This window comes from Mycobacterium canetti CIPT 140010059 (genome assembly GCF_000253375.1).
Taxonomy (GTDB): Bacteria; Actinomycetota; Actinomycetes; order Mycobacteriales; family Mycobacteriaceae; genus Mycobacterium; species Mycobacterium tuberculosis.
Map to the genome: position 1 here is coordinate 1,185,187 of NC_015848.1, position 19,750 is coordinate 1,204,936.

Here is a 19,750-nt window from a genome sequence, read left to right on the forward strand (position 1 = left end):
AACAGCCGGTGTGATGAGCACCGGGTGAAGGACACCCGCGCAGCTCGTCGCCGCCCCGGCCAAGCCGCCCACGACCCACGCTGGCGCGCCATCTCCACCCACGCCCGCCGCGCGCAGCCGTGGTGCGACGACTGCGGATCGAGCAGCGACCTCACCTGCGACCACATTCTTCCCAAGACCATCGCACCCGAACTCGTCCACTGCCGCGAGAACATCGCCATCCGCTGCCGATCATGCAACAGCAGGCGAGGCACCACCGGCTACAACGAGGACGACCTACACCGCGTACTGGCCGCCCTCACCGCCACCTACCGCCGCCACCCCACCCGCACCGGCCGCGAACGCATCGCCGCCGCTGAGCGTGCCCTGTTGACCTGGGGAGACGCCCCCAGCAAAGGGGATTTCAGCCGCGGGGGTAAGGCGCAGGGGGCGTTACACACTGGGGGACTTTCAAGTTGAAAGCTGGCCCGAAGGCGTCAGTTGATCCGAGTCCGTTGCCGTGGCGGCCGCGGTCGGTGGGGTCTGCCCGGTTTGGGCGGTTTTGTGAGCGGTACATCGTCGTGCCCAAGGGCACCGGTGCTCGGTCTCCGTTGCGGTTGCGGAGCTGGCAGCGTGACCTGGTGGGGTCGGTGCTCGACAGTGACCCGCAGCCGCGTACGGCGGGGTGGATGCTGCCCAGGGGTCAGGGTAAGTCGTCGTTGGTGGCCGCGTGGGGCTTGTACGAGTTGTTCTGTGGTGGTGAGGGTGCCGTGGTGTGCGTGGTCGCCGTCGACGAGAGGCAAGCCGGCATCGTTTACGGCATCGCCCGGCGAATGGTCGAGCTGAACGGCCAGTTGGAGTCGCGCTGCCAGGTGTTCAAGGAACGGCTCGTGATTCCGGTTCGTGACGCGCAGTTTCACTGTCTGCCTGCGGAACCGAAGCGACTCGAAGGTCTCGATTACACGTTGGCGATTCTTGACGAGGCCGGCGTGGCCAACCGCGACAGCTATGAGGTGCTGACCTTGGCGCAGGGGAAGCGGGAGCGGTCGACGCTGGTGTGCATCGGCACACCGGGCCCGAACCTCGAGGATCAGGTCCTCCTCGACTTGCGTTCGTATGCGGCTGAGCATCCTGAGGATTCGTCGTTGGTGTGGCGGGAGTTTTCGGCGGCCGGCTTCGAGCACCACCCGGTCGACTGCGAGCACTGCTGGGACTTGGCCAATCCCGCCTTGGACGATTTTCTACATCGTGACGCGCTGCATGCGTTGTTGCCGCCGAAGACGCGGGAGGCGACGTTTCGGCGGGCCCGGTTGTGTCAGTTGGCCGCTGACACCCAGGGGGAATTTTTGCCCAGTGAGGTGTGGAATGACTTGTCGACGGGTGTGGGTGTGCCCGATCGGGCCGAGGTTGTGATCGCGCTTGACGGCTCGTTCTCTGACGACACCACCGCGTTGTTGGTCGGGACTGTCTCACCGGAACCGCATTTCGACACGATCGCCGTGTGGGAGCGCCCGCACCGCAAGGACACCGACTACCGGGTGCCGATCGCCGACGTGGAGGCCACTATCCGGGCATCGTGCCGGCGCTGGCAAGTCGTGGAGATCATCGCCGACCCTTTCAGGTGGACTCGCACCCTGCAAGCGCTGGAAGCCGAGAAGCTGCCGGTGGTGGAGTTTCCGCACTCGCCGGCCCGGTTGACCGCGGCCACCACCGACCTGTATTCCGCTGCGGTGAATGGCCGTATGTCGCATAGCGGTGACGCGAAGTTGGCCGCGCACGTCGGTGCGGCGTGCATTGTCGAGGACGCGCGCGGTATGCGGTTGTCCAAGGGGTCACGGTCACGCACCGCTCCCAAGATCGACCTGGCCGCCTGCCTGGTCATGGCCCACAGCCGCGCCACGTGGCGAGCAACCCATAAGAAGCGAAGTAAGACAAGGAGTTTCAAGTGAGCGAAGACAACGCATTATTGCTGAGCTTGATGCAGCGGCTTGACGAGCCCGCCGCCCGCTACAACGAGCTCGGCCTCTACTACCGGGGGGAGCAGCCGTTGGCGTTCCTGTCGCCAGAGGCCAAGACGGCGTTGGGGGATCGGTTCGGCCGCATGGCATCTAACATTCCGCGCCTGGCTGTGACTGCGCTGGCCGAGCGGTTACGGATCACCGGATTCTCAGGGGATGCCGCCGACCTTTGGGACGACTGGATCCGCAACGACCTCGACCAACTCTCCGGTGTCGCGCACCGCGAAGCCTTGTTGCTCGGTGACTCGTTCGTCATCGTGTGGGCTGACAAGCTCGGCCGGCCTAAAGTCACGGTTGAGTCAGCGAAACAGGTTGTCGCCCAACACGACCCAGGAACCCGGCAGATTACCGCGGCGGCGAAACGGTGGGAGACGAAGACCACAACGCAAGTAATGCTATACGAGCCGGACCTGATCAGCCACTACCGCGCCAACGCCACCGGAGCAACTACGGTGGGGTACAACCTTGTTGGGACGCTGGCGAATCCGCTTGGTGTTGTCCCGGTGGTCAACTTGCGCAATAGCGATCTGATTCTCAGTGAGCGGGGCTGCTCAGAGATCGACGACCTGAAGCCGCTCGTGGACGCGCTCAACAAGCTGCTCGCCGACATGATGACGACGAGCGAATTCACTGGCCGGCCGCGGCGTTGGGCAACAGGAATCGAACTCACCGAGGAACCGGTGCTCGACGACGACGGCAACCCCGTCCTCGACGACGAAGGCCAACCCGTCACGACCGAGGCCAACCCGATCCCCGAAGGCCACCGCAGCATGATCAGCGAGGAACAGGGCGCGAAGTTCGGCCAGCTCGACGCCGCCACACTCACCGGCTATGAGAACGCGGTCAACATCCTGCTGGGCCAGATCATGGCCGTGTCCACGCTGCCCGCGCATTATGTCGGTGTCTTCACGGATAATCCCGCCAGCGCCGATGCCCTACGCGCAGCGGAGGCCAGCCTGACCGCCCGCGCCGAAGCCCGCCAAGCCACCTTCGGCCGCGCCTGGGAGCAGGTGGCCAAGCTGATGTTGGCGGTTCGTGACGGCCGCGACCCCATGGAGCTCAAAGCGCGGGTGCAGTGGGCTGACGCCGCAACTCGGTCCGTTGCGCAACAAGCGGACGCCGTCGTCAAACTGCACCAGGCCGGCCTGCTACCCGCCTCCTATGCGCTCGCGAAGCTCGGCTACTCGGACGATGAAATTGCGAAGATTCGAACAGCTCGGCGCGCCGAGGCACTCGACGCCGCCGGCGCTAACTTCCTACTGGCCGGGCCTGAGCCGAGGCCGGCCGCATGACACTCGTCGGGGACTACCAGGCCAGGTCGGGTGCTCTGGCCGATAGAACCGCGGCCCGCGCGGCCGAGGTGTACGCCGCGCTGCGGGCCGGGCACATCACCACCGAGGAAGCCGAGGAGCTGATCGCGGTGCTGGTGAACGCGGCCAACGCGGCAGCGTTCACCCTGGCCGACACCTACGTTGCGCTACAGATCGAGAAAGCTACCACCTTGCCGGCACCGTCTACGGGCATCGCGCCGGCCGATGACTACGACCGGCTGCTACGAGCCGCCCACACGATCTTGGACGGGCTGATCGGCATGCTCAAACCACCTGCCGCCGGCGGTCAACCCCGCGGGCGTGAACTTGCGCCCGACAGTGATCCCGTAGAGGTCGCCGGCATGCGGTTGGAGCGGTTGGCCCGCTCTGAACCGTTGGAGACCGGCCAGAACGCCGCCATAGCAGCTATGACTGCACAGCCACTAGTGGAGGGTTGGACACGGCAGATGGACGACGACCCTTGCCAACTGTGCCGGTGGTGGTGGCGTAATGGCCGCATCTGGCCTAAAAACCACCCGTTTCAGCATCACAAGGGCTGCAACTGCACACCGAAAATCGTTCTCGCCAAAAGCATTCAATCAACCCAGTACACCCGGCAACTCGAAAGGAACCAAGCATCATGACCGACACCAACACCGAGACAACCACGGTCGACAATGGCGAGGACGACACCGAGGCCACCGCAAGTGACACCGAGCAGGTGACGGACGATCCTGGCGACGAGGAGCCCGACACGTTCCCACGCTCGTACGTTGAGGAGCTGCGCCAGGAGAACGGCCGCTACCGGCAGCGAGCCCAGCAAGCCGACCAGTACGCGCAACGGCTGCACACGGAGTTGGTGCGGGCTACTGGCCGCCTGGCCGACCCGACAGACTTGCCGTTCGATGCGGAGCACCTCGACGACGCCGACAAGATGGCGGCCGCGATCGACGACTTGCTGGCCCGCAAACCGCACCTCGTGAACCGGCGCCCGGTCGGTGATATCGGGCAAGGCGCAACATCATCCGGCGCCGGCACTGTGGACTTGGCGGCAATCTTGCGGCAGCGGGCACAGTAAGGACAAAGGCATAGGTTGAATCTATGGCTTCCGACCTACGGCTTCGATGGGGGAATACGCGCTGGCCGGGAAGTGTGCCGCCCACGCGCGCCGGGGTGGAAAGCAGGGCAACTTCTCCTGAAAACCGGAGAGGCGCCAGCCGGGTATTCTGGTGGGGCCGGTTCCTGGTGAGCTGGCCCCGTTTCGTCCTGGTGGCGTGGGTTCCGGAGATCGTTGTAAAACTACAACGATCCTAAATCCACTGACCTTTTCACGGGTTGCCCCGGAAAAGGCTGTCACTCAAGGACTCTCATGGTTGAAACCACTGCCGCTAACCCGCAGTTGCTTGCCGATCAGGTGTCGGCCCTGTTGGTGCAGCCCCTCGAAGCCGCCTCCGTTGTCCTGTCGTCCGGGCCGAGGATCTTTGATACCTCTGGGGTATTGCGGATCCCCAAGCTGACGAAATCGAGCACCGTCGGATTCATCGGTGAAAACGAGTTGATCCCCTCGGATCACGATACGACCTTTGATGAGGTTGTGTTGATGCCCACGGACCGCAAGAGCATCAAAGTCATCGAACGCTACAGCCGCGAACTCGCCCGCCAAAGCGTGATCGGGATCGACGCCACCCTAAAGAACCGGCTGGTGAAGGTGGTCTCGGACAAGCTCGACCTCGCGCTACTCACCGGCGCTGGCCAGGCCACCAATGAGGTACAGGTCGTCACGGTGACCGGTGACCCGTTCACGGTGTCGTTTCGAGGGGTGAGCACGGCGGACTTGGCCGATACCGCCGACGCGGCCACAGTCGAGGCCGCCATCCAGGGGTTGTCGACGATCGGGGCCGGTAACGCCACCGTCGCCGGTAGCGCGGGCGGCCCCTACACTGTGACGTTCGCCGGCGCCCTGGCCGCCACCGCCGTCGACCAGCTGGAAGCCACCAACGCCACCGTGGCCACCAGCACCGAAGGCGAAGCCGCCAACGGCATCACAGGCCTGATCAACCAGCCCGGCGTACAGACCGGTGACCTCGACGTCACCGACGCAGACTCCCTGCTGGACGCGATCGCGCTGGCATCGGCGGCCGAAGTCATGCCCAACCGCTGGTTCGTCAACGGCACCGACTTCATCGCGCTGCGCAAGCTGAAGACCAACGACACCGACAGCAAGCAATACCTGCTGGAGTCCGACGTCACCTCCGGTCCCACCTACCGGCTATTCGGTGTACCCGTCACGGTCACCAACAAGTTGAAGCAGGGCAAGGCGGTCCTGGCCGACACCAGCCAAATCGCCGTCGCACGCGACATGGCCCCGTCCGTGACCATCCTCTCGGAGCGTTACGCCGACTACGACCAGATCGGTATCCGCGTGGTCACACGCTACGACCTCGGTCTGCTGCACCCTGAAGCCGTGATCGTCCTGAGCGCCTAATGGCCGAAGTCACCGAAGAAGCTGTTGCCGGGCTGCTGAACGCGAAGATCAGCAGCCCCGGCGCAGCTATCCCCATCATCACCGCGATGGCCAAGGCCTACACCCGCGGCCGTGGATTCGACGACGGCCCCAATTCCGATGAACCCAACGCGGAGATCGCCGCCGTCATCACCACCGCGGCAGCCCGACTCGCCGGCAACCCACGCCAGTCCAGCCTCAACCAGGTCATGGCCGACTTCACCTCCGACCAACGCACGTTCTTCAACGGCTGGACCCTGGCCGAACAGTACGTACTCAACCGGTACCGGGTCCGCGCCCAATAAGCCAGGTGGCCCCGGCAGCGTCAAACCCGGTCAGTCGACATAGCGGGCAAGGGCACCCCATGACGCTGGTCCTCCTCCGGTGAGGATGCACCGGCGCCGCCGGGACCACCACCCCCGCCTTTGGTCACTCCGAGGCTTGATCGATTCGGCCTTCGAGCCGCTTGATCGCGTCGAATAGAACAGGGAACACGAACCTGGCATCTCCGCTTGTATTCTTGGCCGCATCCCAAGCCGCAGCCGAGATGGGCAAGTCATCTGGTCTTGGGCTGCCGAAGGGGTGCGGCGGCTCAGGGGCGCTGTAATGAGTGGTCTGCACCATGTTCATGCTCGGCACGGTACGCCCCGCTGCCCACACCGCGCCCACAATTTGCCCACAGTTACAGATAACTCCTGTGAACTACACTGATGTATTTTACCTGGTAAATGAGGTTTCAGCGGGCTTACCAGGGCCTCGAAATCAGTTCGAGTCCGACTGGGGGCACGGGGAAATCGTTGTTGGCAAGTCATGGCGTTGGGCGCTGCTGCTGCTCGCCGCTCAAGCCAGCAACCCAACCTGGCGATACGTTGGTTTGAGCGGGGCGACTCCCGTCGGGCCACCTACGCCCCGCCTGTTGCTATGGCCGGACAAGGAGCATCGCGATGAGCGTGGATTACCCCCAAATGGCTGCTACCCGGGGAAGAATAGAACCGGCCCCGCGGCGAGTTCGCGGCTATCTCGGACATGTGCTCGTCTTCGACACCAGTGCGGCGCGCTATGTCTGGGAGGTTCCCTACTACCCGCAGTACTACATCCCGCTGGCGGATGTCCGCTTGGAGTTCCTGCGCGACGAGAACCACCCGCAGCGGGTGCAGCTGGGTCCGTCGCGGCTGCACTCCTTGGTAAGCGCCGGTCAGACCCACCGATCGGCGGCACGGGTATTCGATGTCGACGGCGACAGCCCGGTGGCGGGCACCGTGCGTTTCAACTGGGATCCGCTGCGGTGGTTCGAGGAGGACGAGCCGATCTACGGCCATCCGCGCAATCCCTATCAGCGGGCCGATGCGCTGCGCTCGCACCGACACGTCCGTGTCGAGCTGGACGGCATTGTGCTCGCTGACACCCGATCGCCCGTTCTGCTATTCGAAACCGGGATACCCACAAGGTATTACATCGATCCGGCCGACATCGCTTTCGAGCATCTGGAGCCCACCTCGACGCAGACGTTGTGCCCGTACAAGGGGACGACGTCGGGCTATTGGTCTGTGCGCGTCGGCGACGCCGTGCACCGCGACCTGGCCTGGACGTATCACTATCCACTGCCCGCCGTTGCCCCGATCGCCGGCCTGGTGGCGTTTTACAACGAGAAGGTCGACCTCACCGTCGACGGCGTCGCCCTGCCGCGGCCGCACACTCAGTTCAGCTAGTGCTTGGTTTGTTCGCCGGTTGGCGGCCGCCAGCATGGTCAACCTCATCTAGGGCGTGGGTGTCGGGGCGCAGCAGGCTGCCGGCGATCTCGCGGACACCGTCTTGGCTGTGCCCAATCTAGATTCCGATCGGCCTGAGTCTACTTCTGCCGGCGCAGCGCATCGGCGCGGGCCACGATTGCATCGACGTGGACGGCCAGCCGGCGCTGGGTCATCGACGGCCAGCGAGCCGCCCTGAGAGCGAGCTCGGCGGCCACGGCCGCCAACACCTCACCGTCGACGGTCAGATCGCTGCGACACACGATCGTTTGAAACATCCGGTAGTCGATGTCGCCGGCGGTGAAGACTTGGCCCACCATGGCTAGGCACTCGCGCATACCGCAGCTGGCTGGCCGTTGGCCCCTGGCTGATCCGCAAGGCCGCACCGACCTCAGCGATCACCGCCGCCCGTGACCACTAACCAGTCTCATCGAAAATATATTCGATACAGCCACTTGCCGTCGACATTGACCATGAGGCGTTCCCGTCGCAGGGCCGACGAAATATGCTGAGACCTGCCTACTCGTGCACAATGTGATATTAGCCTCATTTTGATTTGAATTATGAGAATTTCTTATTTCCCAGTTATGGGGCGCGTGTGCTGGGTGTTAGCGAAGTACGCTAAAACTGCAGCTTTTGCTCATAGCACTGGTTTGCCGCATACCCCGTATCGGGATACGTCATGATCGGTATCCTGAGCGGAACATAAGTCGGTCACGTGACCTAGGTAACAGCGTCTAATTCGTGAAATTCTTGATCAGAATTTGGTCGCTAGACTTATTCCAGCCCAGTATGAATCAGCGCTTTCTGGTGCCGAAATGCGGCGAATCCCGGGCAGTCGGCGTCGCACAGCACGGTTGCTGTGCTGTCGCAAGCCTGGAGGCCCGCAGACACAGCAAGCGAGGAGCGGCGCGTATGAGCCGCGCCGGCGACGATGCGGAACGAAGTGATGAGGAGGAGCGGCGCATGAGCGTTATGAACGGCCGGGAGGTCGCTCGAGAGAGCAGAGATGCCCAGGTCTTCGAGTTCGGCACCGCACCGGGCTCCGCCGTGGTCAAGATTCCGGTGCAGGGCGGTCCGATCGGTGGCATCGCCATCAGCCGCGACGGCAGTCTGCTGTTAGTGACCAACAACGGCACCGACACCGTCTCGGTCGTCGGCACCGACACCTGCCGGGTCACCCAGACCGTCACCAGTGTCAACGAACCGTTCGCGATCGCCATGGGCAATGCGGAAGCCAACCGCGCGTACGTCAGCACGGTGTCGTCGGCGTACGACGCGATCGCGGTCATCGACGTGGCCACGAACACCGTTCTCGGCACCCATCCGCTGGCGCTCAGTGTGAGCGACCTGACACTCAGCCCGGACGACAAGTACCTGTACGTCAGCCGAAATGGCACTCGCGGTGCTGACGTTGCGGTGCTGGACACGACGACGGGCGCACTGATCGACGTCGTAGACGTTTCCCAGGCGCCGGGCACCACCACGCAATGCGTGCGGATGAGCCCGGACGGAAGTGTCCTGTACGTCGGCGCCAATGGGCCATCCGGCGGCCTGCTCGTCGTGATCACGACCCGCGCGCAGTCCGACGGGGGACGCATCGGGAGTCGCTCGCGTTCGCGGCAGAAGAGCTCCAAACCCCGGGGTAACCAGGCGGCGGCGGGCTTGCGCGTGGTGGCGACCATCGACATCGGGTCATCGGTCCGCGACGTCGCGCTCAGCCCCGACGGTGCCATCGCCTACGTCGCCAGCTGCGGCTCCGACTTCGGGGCAGTGGTCGACGTCATCGACACTCGCACCCACCAGATCACCAGCTCGCGCGCGATCAGCGAGATCGGCGGGTTGGTCACCCGGGTGAGCGTTAGCGGCGACGCGGATCGCGCCTACTTGGTCAGCGAGGATCGGGTGACCGTGCTGTGCACCCGTACGCACGATGTCATCGGCACGATCAGGACCGGCCAGCCGTCGTGCGTGGTCGAGAGCCCGGACGGAAAGTACCTGTACATCGCCGACTACTCCGGCACCATCACCAGGACAGCGGTTGCCTCGACCATCGTGTCCGGGACCGAGCAGCTGGCGCTACAGCGCCGCGGGTCTATGCAGTGGTTCTCGCCTGAGCTGCAGCAGTACGCGCCGGCGCTCGCCTAGCTCGAACGCGCTTCTCGGGGGAACCCGTTTCTCATGACTTCTCGCGGCGATAGCATTCGCCCGAGGAGGACATGAGGCGCGCCGAGACCCGTAAGGCGGTACATCGATGTACAGCACGATGCAGGAATTTCCGTTGACGATCACCGCGATCATGCGCCACGGCTGCGGTGTCCACGGGCGACGCACTGTCACGACCGCGACGGGTGATGGCTACCGGCACAGTAGCTATCGCGAGGTGGGGCAACGAGCCGCACAGCTGGCAAATGCGTTGCGCCGCCTCGGTGTTACCGGGGACCAGCGGGTTGCCACGTTCATGTGGAACAACACCGAACACTTGGTGACCTACTTCGCGGTCCCGTCGATGGGCGCGGTGCTGCATACCCTCAACATCCGGCTCTTCCCCGAGCAGATCGCCTACGTCACCAACGAGGCCGAAGACCGCGTCATTCTGGTCGACTTGTCATTGGCCAGACTGCTGGCGCCGGTGCTGCCCAAACTCGACACCGTGCATACCGTGATCGCGGTAGGGGAGGGCGACACGACGCCGCTGCGGGAAGCTGGCAAGACCGTGCTGCGCTTCGCCGAATTAATTGACGCCGAATCCCCCGACTTCGGGTGGCCGCAGATCGATGAGAACTCCGCGGCCGCAATGTGTTACACCAGCGGTACTACCGGCAATCCCAAAGGCGTTGTATACAGCCATCGTTCGAGCTTTCTGCACACGATGGCGGCCTGCACCACAAACGGTATCGGGGTCGGGTCCAGTGACAAGGTGCTGCCGATCGTGCCGATGTTTCATGCCAACGGGTGGGGGCTACCGTATGCGGCCTTGATGGCGGGTGCGGACTTGGTGCTACCCGATCGGCATCTCGACGCCCGCTCGCTGATCCACATGGTGGAGACGCTGAAGCCGACGTTGGCCGGCGCGGTGCCAACCATCTGGAACGACGTCATGCATTACCTAGAGAAGGACCCCGATCACGACATGTCATCGCTGCGTCTGGTCGCCTGCGGCGGCTCGGCGGTTCCGGAATCGCTGATGCGTGTCTTCGAAGACAAGCACGACGTCCAGATTCGGCAGCTGTGGGGCATGACGGAAACATCGCCGCTGGCCACCATGGCCTGGCCGCCACCTGGCACCCCGGACGACCAGCATTGGGCATTCCGCATCACTCAGGGCCAACCGGTGTGCGGGGTGGAGACCCGGATCGTCGACGACGATGGCCAGGTGCTGCCCAACGACGGCAACGCCGTTGGCGAGGTGGAGGTTCGCGGGCCCTGGATTGCCGGCTCGTATTACGGGGGACGTGACGAGTCCAAGTTCGATTCCGGCTGGTTGCGCACCGGTGACGTCGGCCGCATCGACGAGCAAGGCTTCATCACCCTGACCGACCGCGCCAAAGACGTCATCAAGTCCGGCGGTGAATGGATCTCCTCGGTTGAGTTGGAGAACTGCCTTATCGCGCACCCGGACGTGCTCGAGGCCGCGGTCGTCGGCGTTCCCGACGAGCGCTGGCAGGAACGGCCGCTGGCGGTTGTCGTAGTTCGGGAAGGGGCCACCGTTAGTGCTGGTGATCTGCGAGCATTCCTGGCGGACAAGGTCGTTCGCTGGTGGTTGCCGGAGCGGTGGGCGTTTGTCGACGAGATTCCCCGCACCAGCGTGGGCAAGTACGACAAGAAGGCCATCCGTTCTCGCTACGCCGAAGGTGCCTACCAGATCACCGAGGTGCACACTTGACCCGCGCGAGCAGACGCAAAATCGCCCATTTTCGTGTCGAAATGGAGGCTTTTGCGTCTGCTCGCGGGTAGAAAGGTGACCATGAGCCTGCGGGTCATTCAATGGGCGACGGGATCGGTCGGTGTGGCGGCGATCAAAGGCGTGCTGCAGCATCCCGAACTCGAACTCGTAGGCTGCTGGGTGCATTCGGCGGCCAAGAGCGGCAAAGACGTCGGCGAAATCATCGGTTCACCACCATTGGGCGTGATCGCGACTAACAGCATCGACGACGTTTTGGCGCTGGACGCCGACGCGGTGATCTACGCGCCATTGCTGCCCAGCGTCGACGAAGTCGCCGCGCTGTTGTGTTCGGGCAAGAACGTGGTCACTCCGCTTGGGTGGTTCTATCCGAGTGAAAAGGAGGCCGCCCCACTGGAAGTCGCCGCGCAGGCCGGCAATGCGACGCTGCACGGCGCCGGAATTGGGCCCGGGGCTGTCACCGAGCTGTTCCCGTTGCTCCTGTCGGTGATGTCCACCGGTGTGACTTTTGTTCGCTCCGAAGAGTTTTCGGATCTGCGCAGCTATGGAGCGCCGGACGTGCTGCGCTATGTGATGGGTTTCGGCGGCACACCGGACAGCGCGTTGACCGGACCGATGCAGAAAATTCTGGACGGGGGCTTCCTGCAGTCGGTACGGCTGTGTGTCGACCGGTTGGGCTTTGCCGCCGACCCCCAGATCCGCACTTCGCAGGAGGTGGCGGTTGCGACCGCCCCGATCGACTCGCCGATCGGAGTAATTGAGCCCGGACAGGTGGCCGGACGCCGCTTCCATTGGGAGGCGCTGGTCGAGGACACAGTGGTCGTCCAGATCGCCGTGAACTGGTTGATGGGATCGGAAAATCTGGATCCCCCTTGGTCATTCGGGCCGGCCGGAGAACGCTACGAGATCGAAGTGCGCGGCAGCCCGGACACCTGCGTCACCATCAAGGGTTGGCAACCGCAGACCGTGGCGGCCGGCTTGAAGAGCAACCCCGGGATCGTGGCAACCGCGGCGCACTGCGTCAACGCGATCCCGGCAACCTGCGCCGCCCCGGCGGGCATCCAGAGCTTTTTCGACCTGCCGCTCATCACCGGCCGGGCCGCTCCCGGGCTGGCACGCTAGAGTTGCTGGCGGCGTCCCCGGCCGGGATGTCGAGAATCGGACGGGAAATCCAATGGCAAAGTCTGTCGTCGTCGAGCAATCGCGAGCGATTCCGGTGCAATCCGAGGATGCGTTCGGTGGCACGCTGGCGGCAGCGCTGCCGGTGATTTGTTCGCACTGGTACGGCCTGATCCCACCAATCAAGGAGGTCCGGGATCAAACGGGTGCTTGGGATTCTGTCGGACAGACCCGTGTCATCACGATGGTCGGCGGCGGGCGCGTGCGCGAGGAGCTGACCAGTGTCGACCCGCCGCGGTCGTTCGGCTACACGCTCACCGACATCAAGGGCCTGTTGGCGCCGCTGGTCGCGTTGGTGGAGGGCAAGTGGAGCTTCGCTCCCGCGGATACCGGAACCACGGTGACCTGGCAATGGACCATCCATCCTAGATCGGCGCTGGCCGCGCCGGTGTTGCCGGTGTTCGCCAGGATGTGGCAGGGCTACGCGCGCGGGGTGCTCGAGAAGCTTTCCGCTTTGTTGGTGGGCTGAGCGGCGCTGCCGGCTTCGTCTACCGTCGGGATCATGTGCCGACTCTTTGGCTTGCACTCCGGAACCGATGCTGTCACCGCGACGTTTTGGTTGCTGAACGCCTCGGATAGCCTGGCCGAGCAAAGCCGACGAAACCCCGACGGCACCGGCCTTGGTGTCTTCGACGAACACCACCAGCCGCGGCTACACAAGCAACCAATAGCGGCCTGGCAAGACGCCGACTTCGCCACCGAAGCCCACGAGCTGACCGGCACGACGTTCGTCGCCCATGTTCGCTACGCGACAACCGGGTCGCTCGACATCCGCAATACCCACCCATTCCTGCAAGACGGGCGGATCTTCGCACACAATGGGTTGGTCGAAGGACTGGATGTCCTCGACGAACGGCTGCGCGAGGTCGGCGCCGATGACCTGGTGTTGGGCCAGACCGACTCCGAGCGCGTATTCGCTTTGATCACCGCTTCGATCCGCGCCCGGGACGGCAACGAATCAGCCGGTCTGATTGACGCGCTGAGGTGGCTCGCGGCGAATGTGCCGATCTATGCCGTCAACGTGTTGCTCAGCACCGCGACCGATGTATGGGCACTGCGGTATCCGGAGTCCCACGAGCTGTATATCTTGGACCGCCACGGCGACGTTGCGCCCGAGTTCCACTTGCGAAGCAAGCGAATCCGCGCACACTCGACGCACTTGCGCGAACGGTCGTCGGTGGTGTTCGCGACTGAACCGATGGATGACAACCCGCGTTGGCGCCTGCTGGACGCGGGGGAGCTGGTCCACGTGGACGCCGCCCTGCGGGTCAACAGGAGTCTGGTGCTACCTGATCCACCCAGACATCCGATTCGCCGGGAAGATCTCAGCGAGCCGGCACTGCATGCGCAACACACGTCGGCGTGAACTCGTGACAACTAGACGCGCGCTGGTATTGGCCGGCGGAGGACTGGCCGGAATCGCCTGGGAAACAGGTGTTTTGCGCGGCATCGCGGACGAATCGCCGGCGGCGGCCCGGCTGCTACTGGATTCGGATGTGTTGGTCGGGACATCGGCCGGTGCAACGGTCGCCGCGCAGATCAGCAGTGGCTGCCCGCTCGACACGCTGTACGAACGGCAGCTCGCCGAGACGTCGGCGGAGATCGATCCCGGTGTCGACATCGATGCCATCACCGATCTTTTCCTGACTGCCGTGACCGAGCCGCACATTTCGACGCGCCGGCGGCTACAACGGATCGGTGCCGTGGCGTTGGCGGTCGACACCGTTCCGGAGTCCGTCCGCCGTCAGGTGATCGCCCAGCGCTTGCCGTCGCACGACTGGCCGGACCGGGTGTTGCGGGTCACCGCGATCGACATCGCCGCCGGCGAATTGGTTGTTTTCCATCGCGAGTCGAATGTGGCGCTGGTCGACGCGGTGGCGGCCAGTTGCTCGGTGCCGGGGGCGTGGCCTCCGGTGACAATTGCCGGCCGCCGCTACATGGATGGCGGGGTGGCCAGCTCGGTCAACCTTGGTGTCGCCGACGATTGTGATGCCGCCGTGGTTTTGGTGCCCGCCGGCGCCGACGCGCCGTCGCCCTTTGGCGGCGGGGCGGCCGCGGAGATCGCGGCAGCCACCGGCATGGTGTTTGCCGTGTTCGCCGACGACGACTCGTTGGCGGCTTTCGGGCCCAACCCGCTGGATCCGCTCTGCCGTGTGAACTCGGCGATGGCCGGACGTCAGCAGGGCCGCCGCGAAGCGCAAGCCGTTGCCAGGCTGCTCGGCGTTTGATCAGCCCTCGATGGTCGCAGCGGCAGATTCGTCGTCGATCTCGAATGCTTCCAAGGCTTGGGTGGCCAGCGCGCGGCCGACGGCGATCACCTCCACCGCGCGGTGAAATTCCAGGCTTCGGCACGTTGAACGCGGTACCTCGATCAGCAGGTCGGCCGGATAGCCCGCCAGCGTATGGCGCGCCAGTGCGGATTGGGCGATATCGATCGTCCGATTCATCACCTCGAAACTGCCCATTTTGGGTAGCCCGGGTGTGTCAGCGGCTTCCTCGCGGTCAGCTGGTGGGCCGGCTGGACGCTGCTCGATCTCCGGAGCTTGCGACCAGGAATCCGATTCCGCGGCCGCCGCGCCGAAGCGACTCAGCACCGCCCGCGCCGTAGGCCGGTCGAGCAGCGACCGGGCGGCGCTGACGTCAAACAGCGCGGAAGTGCTGCGCACCATGCGGTTCAACCACTCGGCGGTGACGTTGGGCTCCGCATCGCGAGCGGGGCCGGCCTCACTGCCGTTGAGGCTGACCGCGATGGTCAGGTCGGCGTTGACCCCGGCGATCGGCGCCATCGGCAGTGGATCCAGGATTCCGCCATCGGCCAGCAGGCGTCCGTCGACTTCGTGTGGGGCGATCACCCCGGGTATGGCGATGGACGCCCGGATCGCCGCGTCGAGGGGGCCGCGCTGAAACCACACCGACTTGCCGGCCAGTAGGTCGGTGGCCACCGCGGTATAGGGGATCGGCAGCTGCTCGATGGCGACCGGGCCGACGATGTCGCGCACCGCGTCGAGAATCTTTTCTGCCCGCAGGATGCCGGCCGCGCTAATAGACGGATCCAGCAGCCGCAAGATGGTGCGCTGCGTCAGGGACTTGGCCCAGTGGGCGAACTCGTCGAGTCGGCCGGCCGCATGCACCCCACCGACCACCGCGCCCATCGACGAGCCGGCGATCCCAACGATGTCATAGCCGCGCTCCCGCAGCGCCTGGATCACTCCGATGTGGGCGTAACCCCGGGCGCCGCCGCTGCCGAGCGCCAGTGCGACGCGCGGCGAAGACGACCCTCGCACCCGGAGGGCAGCTGGTGCGGGCATGCTTTCATTCTGCTCGGCGAGGTGCCCTTATCGGGATCCGGCCACTAGTTTCTTGCACCCCTGATCTCAATTGCCGAGCGTTATCCGCATTCCGCGTTGGCGGCGGCGCGCGCCGCGACGATCACGGCCGCCTGCCGTGCCGGGGTCAGCGCCGCCCAGCGGATGTGCCAGCTGCCGGCAACTCCGGATGGCGATGCTTGGACCACCGCCAGATACGGCTCGATTAACGACTCGCCGGAGCCGGGCTGGGCATCCATCCACAGCCTTGCGGCGTGACAGGCCTGGTAATACTCCTCCTCGGTCGATTCCGCGGGAGCGTCAACCCTGGTGGTCACGCCGGCCGGGGAGACGCCGACGACGCCCGCCGGCAACGTACCGGCAACGCTTGACGAACGTCCGGCTTTGCTGCTGCCGCCGCGAGAGCAGCCGGCAACGGCCGACAACCACGCCAGCGCCAAAACCATTACGCACAGCAGGGGGGCATAACGGCTCGGGCGCACCGTCCCAATCTATGCAAGACTGACCGCGTGATGGAGCGCTACGGATTTTGTGGGTGTTGTCGGCCCTGACCTGCCGTCCGCCCTGTCCGTTCGACTCTTTGGAGTTCTCCCGTGGTTATGCCTCTTGTCACGCCAACCACCGCGGTTCCATCACCGGGACCCACACGGCTGCGTGTAGCCGATCTCCTGCGCGCCACCGACCAAGCCGCCGACGACGTGCTTGGCGGGCGCTGCGACCACCTGCTACCCGACGGTGGTGTCCCGCAGACGCAGCGCTGGTACACCCGCATCCACGGTGACGAGGAGCTGGATATCTGGCTGATTAGCTGGGTTCCCGGTCAACCGACCGAGCTGCACGACCATGGCGGGTCCCTGGGAGCGTTGACCGTGCTGAGCGGGTCGCTCAACGAATATCGTTGGGACGGCCGTCGGTTGCGACGGCGCCGCCTCGATGCCGGTGATCAGGCCGGGTTCCCGTTGGGTTGGGTGCACGACGTGGTGTGGGCGCCCCGGCCGATTGGGGGGCCTGATGCGGCCGGGATGGCTGTGGCGCCAACCCTGAGCGTGCACGCCTACTCGCCGCCGCTGACGGCGATGTCGTACTACGAGATCACCGAACGCAACACGCTGCGCCGCCAGCGCACCGAATTGACCGACCAGCCCGAAGGGTCGGGATGAGCCGAATCGACCGGGTGCTGGAGGCCGCTCGCCGCCGGTATCGGCGCCTTGCGGCCGACCAGGTGCCCGAGGCGGCGCGGCGCGGCGCGGTGCTCATCGACATCCGGCCCCAAGCCCAGCGGGCCCGGGAGGGCGAGGTGCCAGGGGCGCTAGTGATCGAGCGCAACGTCTTGGAATGGCGCTGCGATCCCACCAGCGACGCCCGGCTGCCCCAGGCCGTCGACGACGACGTCGAGTGGGTGATCCTGTGCTCGGAGGGCTACACCTCGAGCCTGGCGGCAGCGTCGCTGCTGGACTTGGGGTTGCACCGGGCCACCGATGTCGTCGGTGGCTATCGTGCGCTGGCGGCCGGCGGCGTGCTGGCCGAGCTTGGTGGTGCCGTGGGCGGGTAGTTTGGCTCGCCGCTGCTGGCTGGGTCGTTACTGCCCCGGCGTGCCGGCGTTGCCGAAGATGAGTCCTCGAGTTCCGCCGGCGCCGCCGGCGCCGTCGAGTCCGGCGATCAGGCCGGCGCCACCCTTGCCGCCGTTGCCGCCGTTGCCGCCGTCACCGACCAACTGGGCGTCGCCGCCCTTGCCGCCGTTGCCGCCGTTGCCGCCGTTGCCGTCGACACCGCCGGCGGCGGCGCCCAGACCGCCTTGGCCGCCGCCCCCTCCGTTGCCGCCGGTGCCGCCGCCGCCGAGCAGGCCGGCGCCGCCGCCGTTGCCGCCGTGACCGCCCGCGTGACCGCTGCCGCCGTTACCGCCGGCGGCTTGAAGCCCGGTCGGCGGGTTGGTGCCGCCGCTGCCGCCGCTGCCGGCGGTGCTGCCCGTTCCGCCGGCGCCGCCGGCGCCGCCGCCACCGAACAGCCTGGCGGCCGATCCGCCGGTGCCGCCGTTGCCGGCGTTGCCGGTGTCCCCGCCGTTGCCGCCGATACCGGGATTGATGGCCAGACCGTTGGGGGTGTCGCCGCCCTTTCCGCCGGCGCCGCCGGCTCCGGCGCTGCCGCCGCTACCGCCGGCGCCGCCGTTGCCCGACAGCCAGCCGGCCGACCCGCCGGTGCCGCCGGCCCCGGCGTTGCCGCCGACACCGCCACCGCCACCGTTACCACCTAGTGCGGCGTTGAGCCCGGTGCCGCCGTCGCCCCCGGAGTTGCCGGCGCCGCCGGCCCCGCCGTTGCCGCCGGCCCCGCCGTTGCCATACAGCAGCCCACCGCCACCACCGGCGCCGCCGCCGCCGCCGTCGCCGCCGACACCACCCGTACCACCCTTACCGGCGGTGGCCACGACATGTTCGCCGCCGGCGCCGGCGGCCGCGCCGTTGCCGCCGGCGCCGCCGTGCCCGGCGTTACCTCCGTGACCGAACAGCACGGCGCCTCGTCCGCCGTTGCCGCCGGCGCCGGCGGTGCCGCCGGTGCCGCCGTTGCCGCCGTCTCCACCGAATTGGCCGCCGTTGCCGGCACCGCCGGCGGTGCCGCCGCCGCCGCCGTTGCCGGCGTCACCGCCGTTGCCGAACAGCCAGCCGGCCGACCCGCCGTCGCCGCCGCGGCCACCGGCGCCGCCCGCACCACCGGCGCCGCCCGGTTGGCTGGGTGGGCCGGGGGCGCCGGGACTGGCTTGTCCGCCGGCCCCGCCGGCGCCGCCGTCACCGCCGGCGCCGCCGTGGCCGTGGATCCAGCCGCCGGCACCGCCCGCCCCGCCGGCGCCGGCGTCACCGCCCTTGGTGCCGCTGGCCCCGGCGCCGGCACCGTTGCCGCCTTGTCCGCCGTCACCGCCGACGCCGCCGGCACCGCCGTTGCCGAACAATCCGGCCGATCCCCCGGCCCCGCCGGCACCACCCGCGACGCCCGGCGCGCCGATGGCTCCGGCGGGGCCGGCGCCGCCGGCGCCGCCATTGCCGCCGCTGCCGTAGAGCCAGCCGCCGTTGCCGCCCGCGCCGCCGTTGGCGCCGGCTCCGCCGGCCCCTCCGTTGCCGCCGTTGCCGATCAACCCGGCCGACCCGCCGGTACCCCCGGTGAGCCCGGCGGTGGTTTGGGAAAACCCGTTGCCGCCGTTGCCGTACAACAACCCACCGGCGCCACCGTTGGGATTGGCCGCGGTCCCGTCGGCGCCGTTGCCGATCAGCGGACGCCCCAACAGCGCCTGGGTGGGCGCGTTGATCAAACCCAGCACCTGCTGCTCGACATTGGTCGCCTCGGCGCTGGCATACGCGCTCGCCGCCCCGGTCAATGCCTGCACGAACTGCTCGTGAAACAGCGCTGCACGCGCGCCCAGCTGTTGATACTGGCCGGCGTGGGCGGAAAACAGTGCCGCGACCGCCGCGGACACCTCATCGGCACCGGCCGCGGCCAGCACCGACGTCGGGGCCAGGGCGGCCGCGTTGGCCGCGCTGATTGCCGAACCGATACCGGCCACATCGGCCGCCGCGGCCATCAGCTGCGACGGAGACACCAACACAAACGACACGGTTTCCTCTCCCTGATTTGCTGATATGTAGTTGCGATGTTAACTAGCGCACACCGCAACTGGGGCGGTTTTCCGCCATTGTCTGGTCGCACGTATACATTTTTGTGAATTCTTTGAGCGGAATTGCTCGTGCGATCCGGCTACGTTTTCGAGGTGAGATCTGGGTGGGCGGCGATGCCCCG

General features: G+C 66.3%; 21 protein-coding genes. 16 read left to right on the forward strand and 5 right to left on the reverse strand.

Annotated features, from left to right (window positions below):
* Window positions 1-24: 24 nt before the first annotated feature.
* The 7 genes from MCAN_RS05570 (at window position 25) to MCAN_RS05600 (ending at window position 6,115) form a co-directional block, all read left to right on the forward strand.
* On the forward strand, window positions 25-459 hold the full coding sequence (locus MCAN_RS05570; protein ID WP_145974166.1) for an HNH endonuclease: 435 nt from the start codon (window positions 25-27) through the stop codon (window positions 457-459).
* The gene (locus MCAN_RS05575; RefSeq protein ID WP_014000575.1) at window positions 456-1,928 is read left to right on the forward strand and encodes a terminase large subunit domain-containing protein; all 1,473 of its coding nucleotides are present in this window, start codon (window positions 456-458) and stop codon (window positions 1,926-1,928) included. The genes MCAN_RS05570 and MCAN_RS05575 overlap by 4 nt, the downstream gene beginning before the upstream one ends.
* A 29-nt stretch (window positions 1,929-1,957) precedes the next feature.
* Window positions 1,958-3,289: a phage portal protein gene (locus MCAN_RS05580; protein WP_014000576.1), complete on the forward strand. Its 1,332-nt coding sequence runs from the start codon at window positions 1,958-1,960 to the stop codon at window positions 3,287-3,289.
* Window positions 3,286-3,951 (forward strand): hypothetical protein, encoded by a 666-nt coding sequence (locus tag MCAN_RS05585; RefSeq protein WP_014000577.1) that lies wholly within the window; start codon window positions 3,286-3,288, stop codon window positions 3,949-3,951. The genes MCAN_RS05580 and MCAN_RS05585 overlap by 4 nt, the downstream gene beginning before the upstream one ends.
* Entirely contained in the window at window positions 3,948-4,385 is a 438-nt protein-coding gene (locus MCAN_RS05590) for a hypothetical protein (RefSeq protein ID WP_014000578.1), read from the forward strand. Before MCAN_RS05585 ends, MCAN_RS05590 begins: the two co-directional genes overlap by 4 nt.
* A gap of 291 nt (window positions 4,386-4,676) precedes the next feature.
* Complete coding sequence (locus MCAN_RS05595; protein ID WP_014000579.1) at window positions 4,677-5,792, forward strand: phage major capsid protein; 1,116 nt, start codon at window positions 4,677-4,679, stop codon at window positions 5,790-5,792.
* Window positions 5,792-6,115 carry a hypothetical protein gene (locus MCAN_RS05600; protein WP_014000580.1) on the forward strand — a complete coding sequence of 108 codons (324 nt, stop codon included), beginning with the start codon at window positions 5,792-5,794 and terminating at the stop codon, window positions 6,113-6,115. The genes MCAN_RS05595 and MCAN_RS05600 overlap by 1 nt, the downstream gene beginning before the upstream one ends.
* Before the next feature lie 124 nt (window positions 6,116-6,239).
* Here the strand turns inward: MCAN_RS05600 and MCAN_RS22335 are convergent, their stop codons facing one another.
* Window positions 6,240-6,440, reverse strand: coding sequence for a hypothetical protein (locus MCAN_RS22335; protein WP_145974167.1), 201 nt, complete (start codon window positions 6,438-6,440; stop codon window positions 6,240-6,242).
* 314 nt (window positions 6,441-6,754) lie between these two features.
* On the opposite strand from MCAN_RS22335, the gene MCAN_RS05610 reads away from it, so the two are divergent.
* Window positions 6,755-7,519: a DUF427 domain-containing protein gene (locus MCAN_RS05610; protein WP_014000581.1), complete on the forward strand. Its 765-nt coding sequence runs from the start codon at window positions 6,755-6,757 to the stop codon at window positions 7,517-7,519.
* A gap of 140 nt (window positions 7,520-7,659) precedes the next feature.
* Here MCAN_RS05610 and MCAN_RS23455 read toward each other — a convergent pair whose 3' ends face one another.
* Window positions 7,660-7,896, reverse strand: a complete 237-nt coding sequence (locus tag MCAN_RS23455; protein WP_041180049.1) for a DUF222 domain-containing protein — start codon at window positions 7,894-7,896, stop codon at window positions 7,660-7,662.
* 628 nt (window positions 7,897-8,524) lie between these two features.
* Here MCAN_RS23455 and MCAN_RS05620 point away from each other — a divergent pair.
* The 6 genes from MCAN_RS05620 to MCAN_RS05645 all read left to right on the forward strand — a co-directional run bounded on the left by MCAN_RS05620 (window position 8,525) and on the right by MCAN_RS05645 (window position 14,869).
* Complete coding sequence (locus MCAN_RS05620; protein ID WP_014000582.1) at window positions 8,525-9,706, forward strand: YncE family protein; 1,182 nt, start codon at window positions 8,525-8,527, stop codon at window positions 9,704-9,706.
* Between the two features lie 106 nt (window positions 9,707-9,812).
* Window positions 9,813-11,444, forward strand: coding sequence for a long-chain fatty acid--CoA ligase (locus MCAN_RS05625; RefSeq protein ID WP_014000583.1), 1,632 nt, complete (start codon window positions 9,813-9,815; stop codon window positions 11,442-11,444).
* 75 nt (window positions 11,445-11,519) lie between these two features.
* A complete protein-coding gene (locus tag MCAN_RS05630; RefSeq protein WP_014000584.1) occupies window positions 11,520-12,584 on the forward strand; it encodes an NAD(P)H-dependent amine dehydrogenase family protein in 1,065 nt (354 codons plus the stop codon).
* Between the two features lie 52 nt (window positions 12,585-12,636).
* Window positions 12,637-13,110 (forward strand): SRPBCC family protein, encoded by a 474-nt coding sequence (locus MCAN_RS05635; protein ID WP_014000585.1) that lies wholly within the window; start codon window positions 12,637-12,639, stop codon window positions 13,108-13,110.
* Window positions 13,111-13,143: 33 nt separating this feature from the next.
* The gene (locus MCAN_RS05640; protein ID WP_014000586.1) at window positions 13,144-14,007 is read left to right on the forward strand and encodes a class II glutamine amidotransferase; all 864 of its coding nucleotides are present in this window, start codon (window positions 13,144-13,146) and stop codon (window positions 14,005-14,007) included.
* A 4-nt stretch (window positions 14,008-14,011) separates the two neighbouring features.
* Window positions 14,012-14,869 (forward strand): patatin-like phospholipase family protein, encoded by an 858-nt coding sequence (locus MCAN_RS05645; RefSeq protein WP_014000587.1) that lies wholly within the window; start codon window positions 14,012-14,014, stop codon window positions 14,867-14,869.
* Here MCAN_RS05645 and MCAN_RS05650 read toward each other — a convergent pair whose 3' ends face one another.
* Entirely contained in the window at window positions 14,870-15,949 is a 1,080-nt protein-coding gene (locus MCAN_RS05650) for a patatin family protein (RefSeq protein WP_014000588.1), read from the reverse strand.
* 80 nt (window positions 15,950-16,029) lie between these two features.
* Entirely contained in the window at window positions 16,030-16,449 is a 420-nt protein-coding gene (locus tag MCAN_RS05655; protein WP_014000589.1) for a lipoprotein LpqV, read from the reverse strand.
* Window positions 16,450-16,560: 111 nt separating this feature from the next.
* Between MCAN_RS05655 and MCAN_RS05660 the strand changes: the two genes are divergently transcribed.
* Both MCAN_RS05660 and MCAN_RS05665 read left to right on the forward strand, forming a co-directional pair.
* A complete protein-coding gene (locus MCAN_RS05660; protein ID WP_003405649.1) occupies window positions 16,561-17,127 on the forward strand; it encodes a cysteine dioxygenase in 567 nt (188 codons plus the stop codon).
* The gene (locus MCAN_RS05665; protein WP_014000590.1) at window positions 17,124-17,519 is read left to right on the forward strand and encodes a rhodanese-like domain-containing protein; all 396 of its coding nucleotides are present in this window, start codon (window positions 17,124-17,126) and stop codon (window positions 17,517-17,519) included. Before MCAN_RS05660 ends, MCAN_RS05665 begins: the two co-directional genes overlap by 4 nt.
* 27 nt (window positions 17,520-17,546) lie before the next feature.
* Here the strand turns inward: MCAN_RS05665 and MCAN_RS05670 are convergent, their stop codons facing one another.
* The gene (locus MCAN_RS05670) at window positions 17,547-19,568 is read right to left on the reverse strand and encodes a PE family protein (protein WP_014000591.1); all 2,022 of its coding nucleotides are present in this window, start codon (window positions 19,566-19,568) and stop codon (window positions 17,547-17,549) included.
* Window positions 19,569-19,750: the final 182 nt, after the last annotated feature.

Bases quoted from the DNA above. Each gene is read 5' to 3' on its own strand.
- MCAN_RS05595 (WP_014000579.1), top strand. From the start codon at position 4,677: ATGGTTGAAACCACTGCCGCTAACCCGCAGTTGCTTGCCGATCAGGTG.
- MCAN_RS05585 (WP_014000577.1), top strand. From the start codon at position 3,286: ATGACACTCGTCGGGGACTACCAGGCCAGGTCGGGTGCTCTGGCCGAT.
- MCAN_RS05600 (WP_014000580.1), top strand. From the start codon at position 5,792: ATGGCCGAAGTCACCGAAGAAGCTGTTGCCGGGCTGCTGAACGCGAAG.
- MCAN_RS05620 (WP_014000582.1), top strand. From the start codon at position 8,525: ATGAGCGTTATGAACGGCCGGGAGGTCGCTCGAGAGAGCAGAGATGCC.
- MCAN_RS05610 (WP_014000581.1), top strand. From the start codon at position 6,755: ATGAGCGTGGATTACCCCCAAATGGCTGCTACCCGGGGAAGAATAGAA.
- MCAN_RS05665 (WP_014000590.1), top strand. From the start codon at position 17,124: ATGAGCCGAATCGACCGGGTGCTGGAGGCCGCTCGCCGCCGGTATCGG.
- MCAN_RS22335 (WP_145974167.1), bottom strand. From the start codon at position 6,440: ATGAACATGGTGCAGACCACTCATTACAGCGCCCCTGAGCCGCCGCAC.
- MCAN_RS05640 (WP_014000586.1), top strand. From the start codon at position 13,144: ATGTGCCGACTCTTTGGCTTGCACTCCGGAACCGATGCTGTCACCGCG.
- MCAN_RS05650 (WP_014000588.1), bottom strand. From the start codon at position 15,949: ATGCCCGCACCAGCTGCCCTCCGGGTGCGAGGGTCGTCTTCGCCGCGC.
- MCAN_RS05580 (WP_014000576.1), top strand. From the start codon at position 1,958: ATGCAGCGGCTTGACGAGCCCGCCGCCCGCTACAACGAGCTCGGCCTC.
- MCAN_RS05635 (WP_014000585.1), top strand. From the start codon at position 12,637: ATGGCAAAGTCTGTCGTCGTCGAGCAATCGCGAGCGATTCCGGTGCAA.
- MCAN_RS23455 (WP_041180049.1), bottom strand. From the start codon at position 7,896: ATGCGCGAGTGCCTAGCCATGGTGGGCCAAGTCTTCACCGCCGGCGAC.
- MCAN_RS05590 (WP_014000578.1), top strand. From the start codon at position 3,948: ATGACCGACACCAACACCGAGACAACCACGGTCGACAATGGCGAGGAC.
- MCAN_RS05625 (WP_014000583.1), top strand. From the start codon at position 9,813: ATGTACAGCACGATGCAGGAATTTCCGTTGACGATCACCGCGATCATG.